Consider the following 14582-nt stretch of genomic DNA (forward strand, 5'->3'; position numbering starts at 1 on the left):
ATGGCGGCGACCGACCCGGCAGCGCCTGAGCCCGCTCCCGCGGACGGCGTGGTCGCGCGGGTGGTCAGCTGGCTGCGCGCCGGCTATCCCGCCGGGGTGCCCGAGACCGACTACCTGCCGCTGCTCGGCATCCTCCAGCGCAGCCTGACCCCGGACGAGCTGGAGCAGGTCGTCCGCCAGCTGCTCGCCGACGCGGTGCGCGCCGACGCGGACGGCCAGGAGTTCTCGGCCGCGCGGATGCGCCAGCGGATCGAGGAGACGCTCCTCGGCCCCGCGCTGCCGGAGGACCTCGTCCGGGTCTCGGCGCGGCTCGCGAGCGCGGGCTGGCCGCTGGCCCGCCCGGAGGAGCTCGCGGCGCCGGAGGAGCAGCGCGCCGGTCTCGTCACGCGCGTCGTCCGCTGGCTCCGTGCCGGCTACCCCGCGGGGCTGCCCGAGCAGGACTTCGTGCCGCTGATCGCGCTGCTGCGGCGCCGGCTGTCCGACGAGGAGGTCGCCGAGGTCGCGACGCGCCTGGCCGCCGAGGGCGGGCTGCCGGCGAGCCGCATCGACGTCGGCACCGCGATCGCCGGGGTCACCTCCGAGCTGCCCTCCGACGCCGACATCGAGCGGGTCCGGCTGTCGCTGGCCGAGCACGGCCGGCCGGAGGAGTTCGCCGGCTGAGCGGACCGCCCCGGTCGTTCAGGCCAGCAGCACGCGCTCCGGATACGGGTCGTGGCTGAAGCACAGCGTCAGCCCGGCGGCCTCGAGGCGCTCCAGCTCGAGCGAGGTGCGGTGGTGCGCCTCCTCGTCGTGGCTGATCAGCCGGGGGAGGGGCCGCAGGCGGTCCGACCAGGTCAGGAACTCCCGTCCCCAGGCCGCGTCGCCCGCCAGCAGCACGCGGTCCTCGACCAGCGCGCCGAGGTGGCCGCTCGCGTGGCCGGGCAGCGGGGTGACGACGAATCGGCCGTCGCCGAAGAGGTCGTAGCCGGAGACGCCGCTCGGCGTGGTCGCGATCGGCTGGTCGTCGACCAGCGTCGCCGTGTCCTCCCGCGGCGGGATCAGCGCCGGGAAGACGCCGTCGGTGATCCGGTTGTTCTCGATCGTCGCCAGCTGCCCGCGCGAGAGCACGAGCGTCGCGTCCGGGAACCAGCGGAGGCCGCCGACGTGGTCGGGGTGCAGGTGCGAGAGCACGACGGTGTCGATGTCGGACGGCGCGAGGCCGATGGCCGCGAGCCGCCGGTCGATCGTCTCCTCGGCGCCCACGCGGGCCGGGAGGATCCGCCGGTAGAGCGCGCCGACGGCGCCGGTGCCGCGCAGCGTCGGCGGGTAGCCGGTGTCGAAGAGCACGCGCCGGCCGCTCGGGTGCGTGTAGAGGAAGGCGGCGGAGGGGAAGGTGCGGCGGGTAGGGCTCCCGCCGCGGAAGACGCGGGAGAGCGGGAAGCTCGTCTCGCCGCAGGCGAAGACCTGGAGGCGCGGCTCACTCATGCGCGCTCCGGTAGTGCTCGCCGACCCTCCGCAGGCCCTCCGCGAGCGGCACGCGCGGCGCGTAGCCGAGCTCGGCCCGCGCCCGCGAGATGTCGAGCGTCTGCGCGTAGGCGAGCGTCGCCACGGTGTAGCGGGTGAACGGCGGCTCCGCGCCGCCCGGGAGCGCCGCGTACACGCGCTCGAGGACGACCGCGAGCGCGCTGAGCACCCGCAGGTCCACCGTGAGGTAGCGCGGCTCCTCGCCCATCGAGGCGAAGAAGCGGTCGAGCAGGTCGCCGAGCGGGGCCGGCTCGCCGTTGGTGATGTTGTAGACGCCGCCGGTCGCGACCGGGGCGTCCGCGGCGAGGCGGAGCGCGAGGGCCGCGTTCTCGACGCAGGTGATGTCGACCGGGTTCCGGCCGCCGTCGAAGAGCGGGACGCCGCGGCGCCGGCTCGCCGCGACGAACCGCGGGATCAGGCTCGGGTCGCCGACGCCGATCAGCCCGCGCGGCCGCAGGATCACCAGCTCCGGGATCCGGCCGGCGGCGTGCGCCTCCTGCAGCAGCCGCTCGGCGGCGATCTTGCTGCGGATGTAGAGGCTCATCCGGCTGCCGGTGTCGACGTCCTCCTCGCGGATGCCGAGCCGGTGGCGCCGGGCGGAGTAGATGCTGGGCGAGGAGACGAAGACGATCCGGCGGATCCCGCAGCGCTCGGCGAGGTCGATCATCGCCGCGGTGCCCGCGACGTTCGCGGCGTGGAACTCGCGCCAGCGGCCCCACGGGCTGGAGAGGGCGGCGGCGTGCACGAGCACGTCGGCGCGGACGTCGCGCGTCCCCAGCTCGGCGAGGTCGGCCTCGATCGTCTCGGCGCCCGTCGCGCGCAGGCGGGCGAGCGCGTCGGCGTTGCGGCCGGTCGCGACGACCTCGTCGCCGGCGGCCAGGAACTCGGCGACCGCGTGGCCGCCGAGGAAGCCGGTCGCGCCGGTGATCAGGACGCGGCGGGGCCCGCGCTGCTCAGCGGACTCCCGCGCATCAGCGGACATCGACGACCTCCGCGACGCCCGCGCGGCCCCAGCGCTTGCGGCCCCAGTACCAGAGCAGGATCCCGAGGTAGCCCAGCGCCTTGCCCTTCCGGATCGACATCCGCACGACCGCCTTCCGGTCGAGCCGCGCCTGCGCCCGCGGGATCACCCGGCAGACCTTCAGGTGCAGCTCCAGGTCCTCGTCGGTGTCGTCGATGCTCGAGCGCGGGAAGCCGCCGACCTCGAGGTAGAGCGCGGCGTCGATCGCCAGGTTCGAGCCGGCCGCCATGAACATCCGGTAGCGCTGGCCGGGCCGCCGGTAGAAGATCCCGGGGGCGTGCTCCATCAGGCGGATCATCGCGGTGCCGATCACGCCGTCGTACCAGCGGTAGACCGGCTCGTCGGTGCGCGGCGAGAGCCGGCCGCCGACGAAGCGGGCGCCGTCGGCGACGTCCGCCTTCAGCCGCGCCACCCAGTCCGGGGCGGGCAGGCAGTCGGCGTCGGTGCGCGCGACGGTCGTGGGGCCGTGCGCGATCGCGTGGCGGAAACCGGTGTCCGAAGCGGCTCCGGTGCCCTTCTTCGGCTCGTCGATCACGAGGACCGGGCGGTCGGGCCGCCGGGCCTGGAAGGCCTCGATCACCGCGCGGGAGCGGTCGGTGCTGCCGTTGTCGACGAGCAGCAGGGTGAAGCCGGGGTCGGTCTGGTCGGCGAGGGCGTCGAGGGCGCCGCCGAGCAGCTTCTCCTCGTCGTAGAAGGGCACGACCACCCAGAACGCGCCACGATCCACGCCAGACCCCCCTTCCGTCCCGCCGGAGCCTAGCGCGAGCGTCGGCGGGTCGATCAGCGCTATACAGGACCGTGGCCGATGCGCTCCCGCTCCTGCTGCCCGTCCGTGTCCTCGGCACCGGCGAGGCCCTGCCGTCGCGCGTGGTCCCGACCGCCGAGGTCGCCGCGCTCTGCGGCATCGACGCGGAGGAGGCGGCCCGCCGCTCCGGAGTGCTCACCCGGCACTGGCTCGCCGACGACGAGGACCCGCTCGAGCTCGGCCTGCTCGCCGCCCGGCGGGCGCTGGCCGCGGCGGGGATCGACGCGGCCGACGTCGACGTCGTGCTGAACGCCTCCGGGACCCAGCTGCAGGCGATCCCCGACGGCGGGGCGCTGATCGCCGCAGGCCTCGGTCTCGAGGACGTCTCGGCCTACAGCCTGAACGCGACCTGCCTCTCGTTCCTCTTCGCGCTGCAGGAGGCCGGCTTCCTGCTCGCGACCGGCCGCGCCGAGCGGGTGCTCGTCGTCTCGACGGAGGGCGGCAGCCGCGGCATCGACGTCCGGCAGCCCGAGAGCGCGCTGCTCTTCGGCGACGCGGCGGCCGCCGTGGTCCTCGGCCGCGCCGAGCGGCCGGACCAGGGCATCGTCACCTCGCGCTTCGAGACCCGGCCGAGCGGGGTCCGGCACGCCGAGATCCGCGGCTTCGGCTCGCGCATCCGGATCGAGGACGCCCCGGGGCGGCTCGACGACTTCCGCTTCGACATGCACGGCGGCGCGCTGCTCGTGGACGCGCTCCGGCACTTCCCGGCCTTCCTCGAGCGGGTGCGGCCCGGCCTCGGCACGGGGCTGCCCGGCATCGACCGGGTCGTGCCGCACCAGACCAGCAAGGCGGGTCTCGAGGGCATGGCCCGGCTCTGGGGCCGCGAGCGGATGGTGATCACCCTCCCCGAGGTCGGCAACACCATCGGCGCCGCGATCCCGCTCGCGCTGCACCGCGCCCGCGTCCGGGAGGGCGAGTCGGTGCTGCTGGTCGGCACCGGCGCGGGCACGCACTACGGCGCGGTGATCCTGCAGGCCTGAGGCCCGGGTCGCGTCACCAGGTGGTGACGGTCGTGCGGGTGATCACCCACTCGTCGCCCACGGGCACGAGGCGACTCGTCAGCTGCAGCCGCCAGGTGGCATGCAGCGAGCCGATCGTCGCCTCGGTCAGCGTGCGTGAGACGAGCACCGGATGCGCTGCCGTGCCGGAGACCGCGCTCTCGACGTGGTCGATGGCGTGGTACTCCTTCAGGCCCTCGGCGATGTCGTCCATCCAGTCGAGCTTCGACTGCACGAGCCCGGTCGGGTGCTCGATCACGAAGCGGGTGTCGAGCAGTGCGTCGAGCACGGGGAGGTCGACGAACACCAGCGCGTCGAAGAGCTCGTCGTGCGCTTCGCGGGGCTCGGCCCGGCCCTCGACCGGCGTCACGTCGTCCGGCGTCACGGCGTCCTCCGCATCGACGGCGGCGCGGTCGTCGCGCGGCGCACCAGCTGGGTCGGCAGCTGCACGTGCAGCGACGGGGGAGTGCCGCCCGCCATCAGCGCGATCAGCATCTCGGCCGCCGTCGCGCCGAGGGTCTGCATCGGCTGGCGGATCGTCGTGAGCGGCGGGTCGAAGCGGGCCGCCTCCGGCACGTCGTCGAAGCCGACCACCGAGAGGTCGTGCGGCACGGCGAGCCCCAGGTGCGCCGCGGTCTCGATGATCGCCAGCGCCGAGACGTCGTTCGCGGCGAAGACGGCGGTCGGCCGGTCGGCCAGCGAGAGCATCGACGACGCCGGCAGCCGCGCCGCGTCGTGGTGGTAGCTGCCCACCCGGAGCAGCCGCTCGTCGAACGCGATCCCCGCCTCCGACAGCCCCGCGCAGTAGCCGGCCTCGCGCAGCCGGGCGGAGCGGAGGTCGACGCGGCCGGCGACGAAGCCGATCCGCCGGTGACCGAGTGCGACGAGATGCCGCACCGCCTGGAGCGCGCCGCCGAAGCTGTCGGACTCGACGGTCGGCAGGTCGGCCCGGCCGGTGTGCGGGTCGACCGCGACGAGCGGGATGTCGGACGGGGCGCTGACCACCGACGGGGTGACCATGATCGCGCCGTCGATCAGGGTGCCGCTGAGCCGGCTGAGCGAGCGCCGCTCCCAGCCCTCCTGCTCGCCCTCGTGTGAGCCGCTGTAGGCGAGCAGGTCGAAGCGCGACCGGCGCAGCACCGAGCCGACGCCCTTGAGGATCTCGGCGCTGAACGGCTCGAAGCCCGCGACGAGCACGCCGATCACGCCGGTGTGCCGCGAGCGCATGCTGCTCGCGACGAGGCTCGACTCGTAGCCGAGCTCGCGGACGATCTCGAGCACCCGGTTCGCCGTCGCCGGCGCGATGCCGTAGCGGCCGTTCACCGCTTTCGACACGGTCGCGACCGAGACGCCGGCGGCGGCGGCGACGTCGTGGATGGTCGGGCGGAGGCTCATGGGCTCGACCATAGACCCCGCTGCGAGGCGACGGGACGGCGGCGAAGAGAGCGCGTTCTCGAAAATGGAAAATGGTTTCGAAAACGTTTGCCGTTCGCGTCGCCCGATCTGAGACTGGGCCTGCCCGCCCCCGGACGGGTGCACCCCGGCGCCGCTCTCCCTGGCGGCGCCTCTCAGCGAAGAGAACGGTTCGAACGATGAAGTTCACGAGATCAGCATTCAGGAAGACGGCGGTGGCCACTGTGGCCCTGCTCGGCGCGGCGGCGGCCCTCAGCGGCTGCTCCGCCCAGGACGCGGGATCCTCCGACGGCACCGTCGCGATGACCCTGTGGCAGAACTCCACCACCGGCCCCGGCCAGGAGTTCTGGGAGAAGACGATCGCCGACTTCGAGGCCGCCAACCCGGGCGTCACCATCGAGTCGCAGGCCATCCAGAACGAGGACCTGGACGGCAAGCTGCAGACGGCGCTCAACTCGGGCGACGCCCCAGACATCTTCCTCCAGCGCGGCGGCGGCAAGCTCGCGGCGATGGTCGCGGGCGGCCTCGTCAAGGACATCACCGACGGCGTCTCCGACCAGGCGCGCAGCGAGATCCCCGAGGGCTCGTTCCTGGCGAACACGCTCGACGACAAGGTCTGGGCGATGCCCGTGGCCGTGCTCCCCGGCGGCGTCTTCTACAGCCAGGACCTCTTCACCGCGGCCGGCATCGCCGAAACCCCGAAGACGCTCGACGAGCTCGACTCCGCGGTGACCGCGCTCAAGGGCAGCGGCACCCAGGCGATCGCGCTCGGCGCCAAGGACGCCTGGCCCGCCGCGCACTGGTTCTACTTCTTCGCGCTGCGCGAGTGCAGCGCCGACACCCTGGCCGAGGCGGCCGACTCCAAGGACTTCTCGGACGACTGCTGGCTGAAGGCGGGCGAGGACCTGCAGTCCTTCGCCGGCACCGAGCCGTTCAACGAGGGCTTCCTCACCACCGCCGCCCAGCAGGGCGCCGGCTCCTCGGCCGGACTCCTGGCCAACCACCAGGCCGGCATGGAGCTGATGGGCGCCTGGAACCCCGGCGTCATCGCCTCGCTCACTCCCGACGAGAAGCCGCTGCCGGACCTCGGCTGGTTCCCCTTCCCCGAGGTGGACGGCGGCGACGGCGCACCCGGCTCGATCATGGGCGGCGTCGACGGCTACTCCTGCTCCGCCGCGGCACCCGACGAGTGCGTCGACTTCCTGAACTACCTCGCCACCTCCGACGTGCAGAAGGAGTACTATGCCGCCTTCAACGCGCCGCCGGTGAACACCGTCGCGCAGGAGGCCGTCACCGAGCCGTACCTGCAGGACATCCTCGCCGCGTACAACTCGGCGCCCTACGTCTCGCAGTGGCTCGACACCGTCTACGGCCAGAACGTCGGCAACGCGCTGAACGTCGCCGTCGTCGACCTGCTCGCCGGCAAGAGCGACCCGGAGCAGCTCGTCGAGGCTGTCAACGCGGCCGCGGCCAAGGCCTGACCGTGACGACCACTGCCGGCCCCGCCTTGCGGCGAAGGCGGGGCCTCGGCTGGTCCGGCCGCCTCGAGGTCGCGATCCTCGTCGGCCCGGCGCTGATCGTCTTCCTCGCCTTCGTCATCTTCCCGGTGGTGATGGCGGCGTACTACGGCTTCTTCAGCTGGCAGGGCTACGGCGTCCCCACCGACTTCGTCGGGTTCAAGAACTACCTGACGATCCTGCAGGACCCGACCTTCCACGAGGCGCTCACCCACAACGGCACGATCGTGGTGCTCTCGCTCGTGCTGCAGGGGCCGGCCGCGATCCTGATCGCGCTGCTGCTCAACCGCAAGCTGCGCGGGCAGTCGATCATCCGCGTCCTGATCTTCGTGCCCTACGTGATCTCCGAGGTCGTCGTCGGCACCGGCTGGAGCCTGATGCTCCAGACCAGCGGCGCCGTCAACGGCTTCCTGGAGAAGGTCGGGCTCGGCGCGCTGAAGCAGGACTGGCTCTCGGACCCGGCGATCGCCATCTGGACCCTGATGCTGATCATCACGTGGAAGTACATCGGCTTCGCCGTGATCCTCTTCCTCGCCGGCCTCCAGGGCATCCCGGAGGAGCTGTCCGAGGCCGCGTCGATCGACGGCGCCTCCTATTGGCAGGTGCAGCGGCGGATCACCCTGCCGCTGCTCGCTCCGACCCTGCGGATCTGGGCGTTCCTGTCGATCATCGGCGCGCTGCAGCTGTTCGACCTCGTCTACATCATCTGGGGGCAGTACGTGTCCTCCACCGCCGGCACCTCGACCATGGCGACCTACCTCGTCACCAACGGCCGCAACGCCGGCAACTACGGCTACGGCAACGCGGTCGCCGTGGTCCTGTTCCTCGTCTCGCTGATCGTCGCGCTGCTCTACCAGCGCTTCGTGCTCCGGCGGGACACCGAAGGCGCACTGACCGGAGACAAGAAGTGACCGGATCGATCCTGATGGGAGCCGTGCGATGAGCACCCTGACCGCCGTGCCCCCGGGCACCAAGCCCCCCACCGCGACCACTCCGCTCGCGCCGCGGCCGCCGAAGCCGCGCCGCCGCCCGCTGGGCCGCGGCACGATCATCGCCTACGTCGTCGCGATCGTCGTGATCGCGCTGATGCTCGCGCCGGTCGCGTACATCATCATCGGCGGGTTCCGCACGAACGCGCAGATCACCACCGACCCGTCCGGCTTCCCCGCGCCGTGGAACGTGCAGAACTACCTCGACGTGATCACCGGCGGCATCTTCTGGCAGGAGGTCGGCAACTCGGCGATCGCGGCCGGGGCGACCACCCTCGGCGTCGTCGTGCTGGGGCTGATGGCGAGCTACGTGCTCGCCCGCTACAGCTTCAGCGGCCGGGGCGTGTTCTACGCGCTCTTCGCCGCCGGCCTGATGTTCCCGATGACCGTCGCGATCACCCCGCTCTACCTGGTGATCAAGAGCCTCGGCCTGATGAACTCGCTCGCCGGCGTCGTGCTCCCGCAGATCGCGTTCGGCCTGCCGACGACGATCATCATCCTGGTGCCGTTCCTGCGGGCGATCCCCGACGAGATCCAGGAGGCCGCCTTCATCGACGGCTGCAGCCGGATCGGCTTCTTCTGGCGGATGGTCGTCCGCCTGGCGATGCCGGGCGTGATCACGACGGGCATCCTCGCCTTCATCGCGAGCTGGAACAGCTACCTGCTGCCGCTGTTCATCCTCAACGACGAGTCGAGCTTCACCCTGCCACTGGGTGTGCAGGCCTTCTCGTCGCAGTACTCCGTCGACACGGCGAAGGTGCTCGCCTTCGTGTCGCTGTCGATGATCCCGGCGCTGATCTTCTTCAGCGTCTTCGAGCGCCGCATCGTCGGCGGACTCACCGGAGCGGTGAAGGGATGACCTCCATGACCCACAGGACCGACAAGAACGAGAGCCCGACCACCGAGACGCCGGCCCCCTCCGCGCGCGTCGCCGACCTGATCGGCCGGATGACGCTGGAGGAGAAGCTCACCCAGCTCGTCGGCTACTGGGTCGATCAGGGCGGCGAGGTCGTCGCGCCGCTGGCCGGCGAGATGGCCACCTCCACCGGCTACGCCGACGCGACCCGCGAGGGCATCGGCCAGCTCACCCGCGTCTACGGCACCCGCCCGGTCGATCCGGTCGAGCGCGCGCAGTGGCTGTGGGCCGAGCAGTGCCGGCTGGTCGAGGAGACCCGGCTGGGCATCCCGGCGATCGTGCACGAGGAGTGCCTGACCGGGCTGGCGGCCTGGAAGGCGGCGACCTTCCCGACTCCGCTGGCCTGGGGCGCCTCGTTCGACCCCGAGCTCGTCGAGCAGATGGCGGCGGCCATCGGCGGCTCGATGCGCGAGCTCGGCATCCACCAGGGCTTGGCCCCCGTGCTCGACGTGATCCGCGACCCGCGCTGGGGCCGGGTGGACGAGTGCATCGCCGAGGACCCGTACGTGGTCGGCACGATCGGCACCGCCTATGTGCGCGGGCTGCAGTCGGCGGGCGTCGACGCGACGCTCAAGCACTTCATCGGCTACTCCGCCTCGCGCGGCGGCCGCAACCACGCGCCGGTGCACGCCGGACCGCGCGAGATCGCGGACGTGCTGCTCCCGCCGTTCGAGATGGCGATCCGCGATGGCGGCGCCCGCTCGGTGATGAACTCCTACGCGGAGATCGACGGCGACCCGGTCGGCGCGACGCCGGCCTACCTCACCGGCGTCCTCCGCGAGCGCTGGGGCTTCGACGGCGTGGTGGTGGCCGACTACTTCTCGGTCGCCTTCCTGCACCTGATGCACGCCGTCGCCGCCGACCTCGGCGAGGCCGCGCAGCTCGCGCTGGAGGCGGGCATCGACGTGGAGCTGCCGACCGGCGACGCGTTCCTCGCGCCGCTCGCCGAGCGGATCCGCTCCGGCGGCGCCGACGAGGCGATCGTCGACCGCGCGCTGCTGCGGGTGCTCGCGCAGAAGGAGCGGCTCGGCCTGCTCGACGCCCGCTTCGACGACCCGCCCGAGTCGATCGACCTCGACTCGCCCGCGCACCGCGACCTCGCGCGCCGCCTGGCCGAGGAGTCGCTCGTGCTGCTGACGAACGACGGCGTGCTGCCGCTCGCCCGGCCCGGTGAGACGGCACCGCCGCGTCGGATCGCCCTGATCGGTCCGAACGCCGACAGCGCGCCGGCCCTGATGGGCTGCTACTCCTTCGCCAACCACGTGCTCGCCCACCACGAGGGCGTGCCGCTCGGCTTCGAGATCCCGACGGTCCGGGAGGCGCTCGTCGCCGAGTTCCCGGGGAGCGAGCTGCTCCTCGCCGAGGGCTGCTCGGTGGAGGGCGACGACTCCTCCGCCGACACCGCCGGAATCGCCGAGGCCGTCGAGGCCGCCCGCGACGCGGAGATCGCCGTGCTCGTCGTCGGCGACCGGGCCGGGCTCTTCGGCCGCGGCACCGTCGGCGAGGGCAACGACGTCGAGAGCCTCGAGCTGCCCGGCCGTCAGCGCGAGCTGGTCGAGGCGGTCGTGGCCACCGGCACGCCGGTCGCCCTGGTGCTGCTCACGGGCCGCCCCTACGCGATCGACTGGGCGATCCGCGGTGCCTCCGCCCCCGCGGCGGTGCTCCAGGCGTTCTTCCCCGGGGAGGAGGGGGCCGGCGCGATCGCGGGCGTCCTCTCCGGCCGGGTCGCGCCGTCCGGGCGGCTGCCGGTCTCGCTGCCGCGCTCGGCCGGGGCGCAGCCGTTCTCCTACCTGCACCCGATCCTCGGCGGGCCCTCGGACGTGACCAGCGCCGACAGCACGCCGGTGCTGCCGTTCGGGCACGGGCTGACGTACACAGCGTTCACCCGGTCCGGGCTCGCGCTGGAATCGGGCGAGGCGGCGACCGACGGCGCCTTCACCGCCTCCGTTCGGGTGCGCAACACCGGCGACCGCGACGGCGTCGACGTCGTGCAGCTCTACGCGCGCGACGTGGTCGCCTCCGTCACCCGCCCCGTCGCGCAGCTGCTCGGCTACGCGCGGGTCGCACTCGCCGCGGGGGAGGAGGCGCTCGTGAGCTTCGACGTCCCCGCCGCGCGGCTGGCCTTCACCGACCGCCGCGGGGTGCGCTCCGTCGAGCCGGGGCTCGTCGAGCTCTGGGTCGGGCCGGACTGCGCCTCGAAGGAGACGACCGCAGAGGTCGTGCTGGTCGGCGAGGTGTCGCCGATCGGCGCCGAGTCGCGGCGGACCGTGCTGACCGAGGTCGTCCGCGAGGACGCGCGGGTGGCGGTGCTCTGAGGGTCGGGCCAGGCTGGGGGCATGAGCAGCACCGATCCGAGCAGCGCCCATCAGAAGCAGACTCTCCTCCGCTATCTGCAGGAGGGCCGCGACGCCCTCCTGCAGAAGCTCGACGGTCTGGGGGAGTACGACCTCCGCCGCCCGCTGGTGCCCACCGGCACCAATCTGCTCGGCCTGGTGAAGCACGTCTCGGGGACGGAGGCGGGCTACCTCGGCGACGTCTTCGGCCGGCCGTTCCCCGAGCCGCTGCCGTGGATGGCGGAGGACGCCGAGCCGAACGCCGACATGTGGGCGACGGCCGAGGAGTCGCGGGAGCAGGTGGTGGAGCGGTACCGCCGGGTCTGGGCGCACTCGGACGCGACGGTGGCCGCGCTCGACCTCGACGCTCCGGGGTTCGTACCCTGGTGGACGAACCGCGACGTGACGCTGCACCGGATCCTCGTGCACCTCACCGCCGAGACCCACCGGCACGCGGGGCACGCCGACATCGTCCGCGAGCTGATCGACGGCCGGGTCGGGCTGCGCACACCGGGCGACAACCTGCCGCCGGTCCCCGCCGAGTGGTGGCCGGAGCACGTGGCCCGGCTCGAGACGGTGGCGCGCGAGGCGGAGTAGCGCCGCTCGTCAAGGGGGTGGGAGCGTCCAGCCCCGCGTTCTAGCGTCGGATCTCGGCGCGGTCGTGCGCGCGCGAGAGGGGAACACGATGCAGAAGCTGTACTACGCGAGCGGATTCGTGCTGCTGGGGGACGCGGTGTGCACCGCGGTCGTCGAGTACGCCCAGGCCCTGGCGAACGTCGGGAAGTCCGACCTCGTCGTCGTGCCGGGACTGTCCGACGAGGGGCTGCGCGGCGAGACGCGCCTGCTGCTCGGGCCCGCCAGCCAGCTCTTCACCAGCCCGGCGCTCGACCGCGGCATCGACCTCGACGACGACGAGGCGGTCGAGTCGATGCGCGACAAGACGCGGCGGCTGCTGCCGGCCCGGCCCACCACCGAGGCGCGGGCGACCGAGGATCACGACACCGGCGGGGACTTCTTCTAGGCAGCGCCGCGCGGGTCCGGCTACGACTCGAGTGTCGTGCTCGGCCGCTCGCCGAAGCGGTGCGCGTAGGAGGCCGAGAAGCGGCCGAGGTGCGCGAAGCCCCAGCGGCGCGCCACCTCGGTCACGCTGACCTGGCCCGACTCCTTGGCGCGCAGCTCCTTGCGGACGGCGTCGAGCCGGATGCGGCGCAGGTAGTCGACCGCGGTGAAGCCGAACTCGCGGCGGAACTCGGACTGCAGGGTGCGCAGCCCCACCCCGCAGGCCTCGGCGATCGTCTCCGTGCGGATCGGCTCGTGCGCGTGCGCGTACATGAACTCGATCGCGGTGCGCAGGCGCCCGCTGCGCGGGACGGCGAGGTCGGTCGGCGCGGTGAGCGACTCGTGCGGGAAGGTCTCGAGCAGTGCCACGGCGACCGCGCGGTCGGCCTCGCGGCGCAGCAGGGCGGAGCTGTCCACGTCGTAGATCACCCGGGCGACCGCGGCGACAGTGGCCGACCAGCGGCGCAGCGCCTCCCCCTCGGGACGCGCGGTGGTGTCGAACAGCAGCGGTCCGCCCGCGGTGCCCTCGACCTCCTCGGCGACGCTCTCGAGGTAGTGGCCGTCGAAGTGGATGAGGTTCTGCCGGTAGTCGTGGAACTCGAAGGCGTTCGGGCGGCCGGTGACGAAGATCGAGGGCTTGCCGTAGATCTGACGCATCGGCTCGCCGTCGAGGTCGGTGACGCCCTCGCCGGCCGTGAGCCAGGAGACGACGTACTCGCCCTCGGTCTGGATCCGGCCCTCGATCGAGCCGGCGAACTGGCTGCCGCGCAGGGTGACGTCGCCGTCGCCGACCGAGGTGTAGCGGTAGGAGAAGTCCGCGCCCGGCTCGACCGAGAAGCGGTGGCCGTTGTACACCGATTCGAGCAGCGCGCGCGCCTGTTCGAAGTCCCGCCCGCCGATGTCGGAGCGGATCACCTCGTCGCTCGAGTCGTCCATCGCGACCAGCGTCGCATGCGTCCGCATCGACGTCGAGTGCCGCCGCGCAGAAGTTCGCTAGGCGGACACGGCTCTAGGCAGCGCTGCGCCGCCTGCGCGGCCCGAAGGCCTGCGTCATGGCGTGCACCGTGGCGCCGCGGAACTGCGAGAGCAGCACGACCGAGTGCCGCGCGCGCGATTCGACGTCGAGCGAGAAGGTTCCGCTCGCCGGAGTGTCCCACCAGGAGCGGATGTCGGCCGCGCGCAGCTGCACGGTCGGCTGCGAGCCGACGAGGGTCAGGACGCCCTCGGTGACGCAGAGCGAGCCGGTGACGCCGCCGACCGTGGTGGAGCAGGTGAAGACCGCGTTCCGGTCGACCTGCCCGGCCAGCTGGAGGAAGTCCGGGGCCCAGAGGTCGCGGTCGTGCGTCGTCGTCGTCATGCGCCTGCTCCCCTCCCCCGGACCCCGCGGCGGATCAGGCTGCGGCGGTGGCGAGGGCCGATTCCGGCTGCTGGGCCGGCTCGGGGACGATGCGCAGCCCGCGGCCGCTGTTGGCCTCCTCCATCAGCGCGCGCACCCAGGCGGCGTTGATGGCGGGCACGCGGCTGCCGTGGAAGGAGAACTGCAGCGGGATGGTCGGGTGCAGCCAGAGCGTCTGCCGGCCGGTGCCGTGCGCGCTCGACGCGTCCAGCTGGAAGGCGAAGGCCTCGTTGCGGCGGAACTTGTTGATCATCACGATCTGCAGGTGCGCCAGGGCGCGGTCGTCGATGTCGTGGGAGGTGGCAGGAGTGCCGTAGAGGAGAGCGCCCATGTGCGGAGCCGCCGTTCTGTGTGAGGCGTCGCGGTGTCGGCCGCGACTCGTGCTGAAGAGGAACCGGCTGAGCGCCGGGACGTCGTGCGGGTCGGACGGGCCGACCCACCGCCGGACTCGAGGGCCCTGGCGGTGACTCCCTCTGCCGGGTGCCGGGCGGAGGGGGGAGTCGAGCTGGTGGCCGTCGGAACGGCCGTGCCCCGAAACTACGCGGACCCACCCTGGAACGGGGGGAGCTATCCGCTTTGCGAAGCGCTCCCGGAGCCCGGCGGGCGGACTCCCAGGAACGCGGCGCCGGGTG

16 protein-coding genes are annotated in these 14582 nt (G+C 73.0%); 8 read left to right on the plus strand and 8 right to left on the minus strand.

Annotated elements, in window-relative coordinates:
• A complete protein-coding gene (locus HQQ86_RS16390; RefSeq protein ID WP_173289296.1) occupies window positions 1-660 on the plus strand; it encodes a DUF3349 domain-containing protein in 660 nt (219 codons plus the stop codon).
• An 18-nt stretch (window positions 661-678) separates the two neighbouring features.
• Here the strand turns inward: HQQ86_RS16390 and HQQ86_RS16395 are convergent, their stop codons facing one another.
• Genes HQQ86_RS16395 through HQQ86_RS16405 form a run of 3 tightly spaced genes read right to left on the minus strand, consistent with a single transcriptional unit; the run spans window position 679 to window position 3251 of the window.
• Window positions 679-1464, minus strand: coding sequence for an MBL fold metallo-hydrolase (locus HQQ86_RS16395; protein WP_173289297.1), 786 nt, complete (start codon window positions 1462-1464; stop codon window positions 679-681).
• Window positions 1457-2485, minus strand: a complete 1029-nt coding sequence (locus HQQ86_RS16400) for an NAD(P)-dependent oxidoreductase (RefSeq protein ID WP_173289298.1) — start codon at window positions 2483-2485, stop codon at window positions 1457-1459. The genes HQQ86_RS16395 and HQQ86_RS16400 overlap by 8 nt, the downstream gene beginning before the upstream one ends.
• Window positions 2475-3251 (minus strand): glycosyltransferase family 2 protein, encoded by a 777-nt coding sequence (locus tag HQQ86_RS16405; protein ID WP_173289299.1) that lies wholly within the window; start codon window positions 3249-3251, stop codon window positions 2475-2477. The genes HQQ86_RS16400 and HQQ86_RS16405 overlap by 11 nt, the downstream gene beginning before the upstream one ends.
• Before the next feature lie 71 nt (window positions 3252-3322).
• Between HQQ86_RS16405 and HQQ86_RS21420 the strand changes: the two genes are divergently transcribed.
• Window positions 3323-4309: a 3-oxoacyl-[acyl-carrier-protein] synthase III C-terminal domain-containing protein gene (locus HQQ86_RS21420; protein WP_173289300.1), complete on the plus strand. Its 987-nt coding sequence runs from the start codon at window positions 3323-3325 to the stop codon at window positions 4307-4309.
• 13 nt (window positions 4310-4322) lie between these two features.
• Here HQQ86_RS21420 and HQQ86_RS16415 read toward each other — a convergent pair whose 3' ends face one another.
• Together HQQ86_RS16415 and HQQ86_RS16420 are read right to left on the minus strand one after the other, a co-directional pair.
• Window positions 4323-4712: a nuclear transport factor 2 family protein gene (locus HQQ86_RS16415; RefSeq protein WP_173289301.1), complete on the minus strand. Its 390-nt coding sequence runs from the start codon at window positions 4710-4712 to the stop codon at window positions 4323-4325.
• Window positions 4709-5722, minus strand: coding sequence for a LacI family DNA-binding transcriptional regulator (locus HQQ86_RS16420; RefSeq protein WP_173289302.1), 1014 nt, complete (start codon window positions 5720-5722; stop codon window positions 4709-4711). The genes HQQ86_RS16415 and HQQ86_RS16420 overlap by 4 nt, the downstream gene beginning before the upstream one ends.
• Before the next feature lie 197 nt (window positions 5723-5919).
• On the opposite strand from HQQ86_RS16420, the gene HQQ86_RS16425 reads away from it, so the two are divergent.
• The 6 genes from HQQ86_RS16425 to HQQ86_RS16450 all read left to right on the plus strand — a co-directional run bounded on the left by HQQ86_RS16425 (window position 5920) and on the right by HQQ86_RS16450 (window position 12516).
• Complete coding sequence (locus tag HQQ86_RS16425) at window positions 5920-7221, plus strand: extracellular solute-binding protein (protein WP_173289303.1); 1302 nt, start codon at window positions 5920-5922, stop codon at window positions 7219-7221.
• Between the two features lie 2 nt (window positions 7222-7223).
• On the plus strand, window positions 7224-8168 hold the full coding sequence (locus HQQ86_RS16430) for a carbohydrate ABC transporter permease (protein ID WP_367948692.1): 945 nt from the start codon (window positions 7224-7226) through the stop codon (window positions 8166-8168).
• A 28-nt stretch (window positions 8169-8196) separates the two neighbouring features.
• Complete coding sequence (locus HQQ86_RS16435) at window positions 8197-9105, plus strand: carbohydrate ABC transporter permease (protein WP_173289304.1); 909 nt, start codon at window positions 8197-8199, stop codon at window positions 9103-9105.
• Window positions 9106-9110: 5 nt separating this feature from the next.
• Window positions 9111-11477, plus strand: coding sequence for a glycoside hydrolase family 3 N-terminal domain-containing protein (locus tag HQQ86_RS16440; RefSeq protein WP_173289305.1), 2367 nt, complete (start codon window positions 9111-9113; stop codon window positions 11475-11477).
• A 21-nt stretch (window positions 11478-11498) separates the two neighbouring features.
• The gene (locus HQQ86_RS16445; protein WP_173289306.1) at window positions 11499-12092 is read left to right on the plus strand and encodes a DinB family protein; all 594 of its coding nucleotides are present in this window, start codon (window positions 11499-11501) and stop codon (window positions 12090-12092) included.
• Window positions 12093-12180: 88 nt separating this feature from the next.
• A complete protein-coding gene (locus HQQ86_RS16450; RefSeq protein ID WP_173289307.1) occupies window positions 12181-12516 on the plus strand; it encodes a hypothetical protein in 336 nt (111 codons plus the stop codon).
• A gap of 20 nt (window positions 12517-12536) precedes the next feature.
• Here the strand turns inward: HQQ86_RS16450 and HQQ86_RS16455 are convergent, their stop codons facing one another.
• The 3 genes from HQQ86_RS16455 to HQQ86_RS16465 all read right to left on the minus strand — a co-directional run bounded on the left by HQQ86_RS16455 (window position 12537) and on the right by HQQ86_RS16465 (window position 14281).
• Entirely contained in the window at window positions 12537-13490 is a 954-nt protein-coding gene (locus HQQ86_RS16455) for an AraC family transcriptional regulator (RefSeq protein WP_173289308.1), read from the minus strand.
• Between the two features lie 73 nt (window positions 13491-13563).
• Entirely contained in the window at window positions 13564-13911 is a 348-nt protein-coding gene (locus HQQ86_RS16460; RefSeq protein ID WP_173289309.1) for a hypothetical protein, read from the minus strand.
• Window positions 13912-13945: 34 nt separating this feature from the next.
• Window positions 13946-14281: an ATP-dependent DNA ligase gene (locus tag HQQ86_RS16465; RefSeq protein WP_173289310.1), complete on the minus strand. Its 336-nt coding sequence runs from the start codon at window positions 14279-14281 to the stop codon at window positions 13946-13948.
• Window positions 14282-14582: the final 301 nt, after the last annotated feature.

Source organism: Rathayibacter sp. VKM Ac-2857, assembly GCF_013205025.1.
Classification (GTDB): Bacteria; Actinomycetota; Actinomycetes; order Actinomycetales; family Microbacteriaceae; genus Rathayibacter.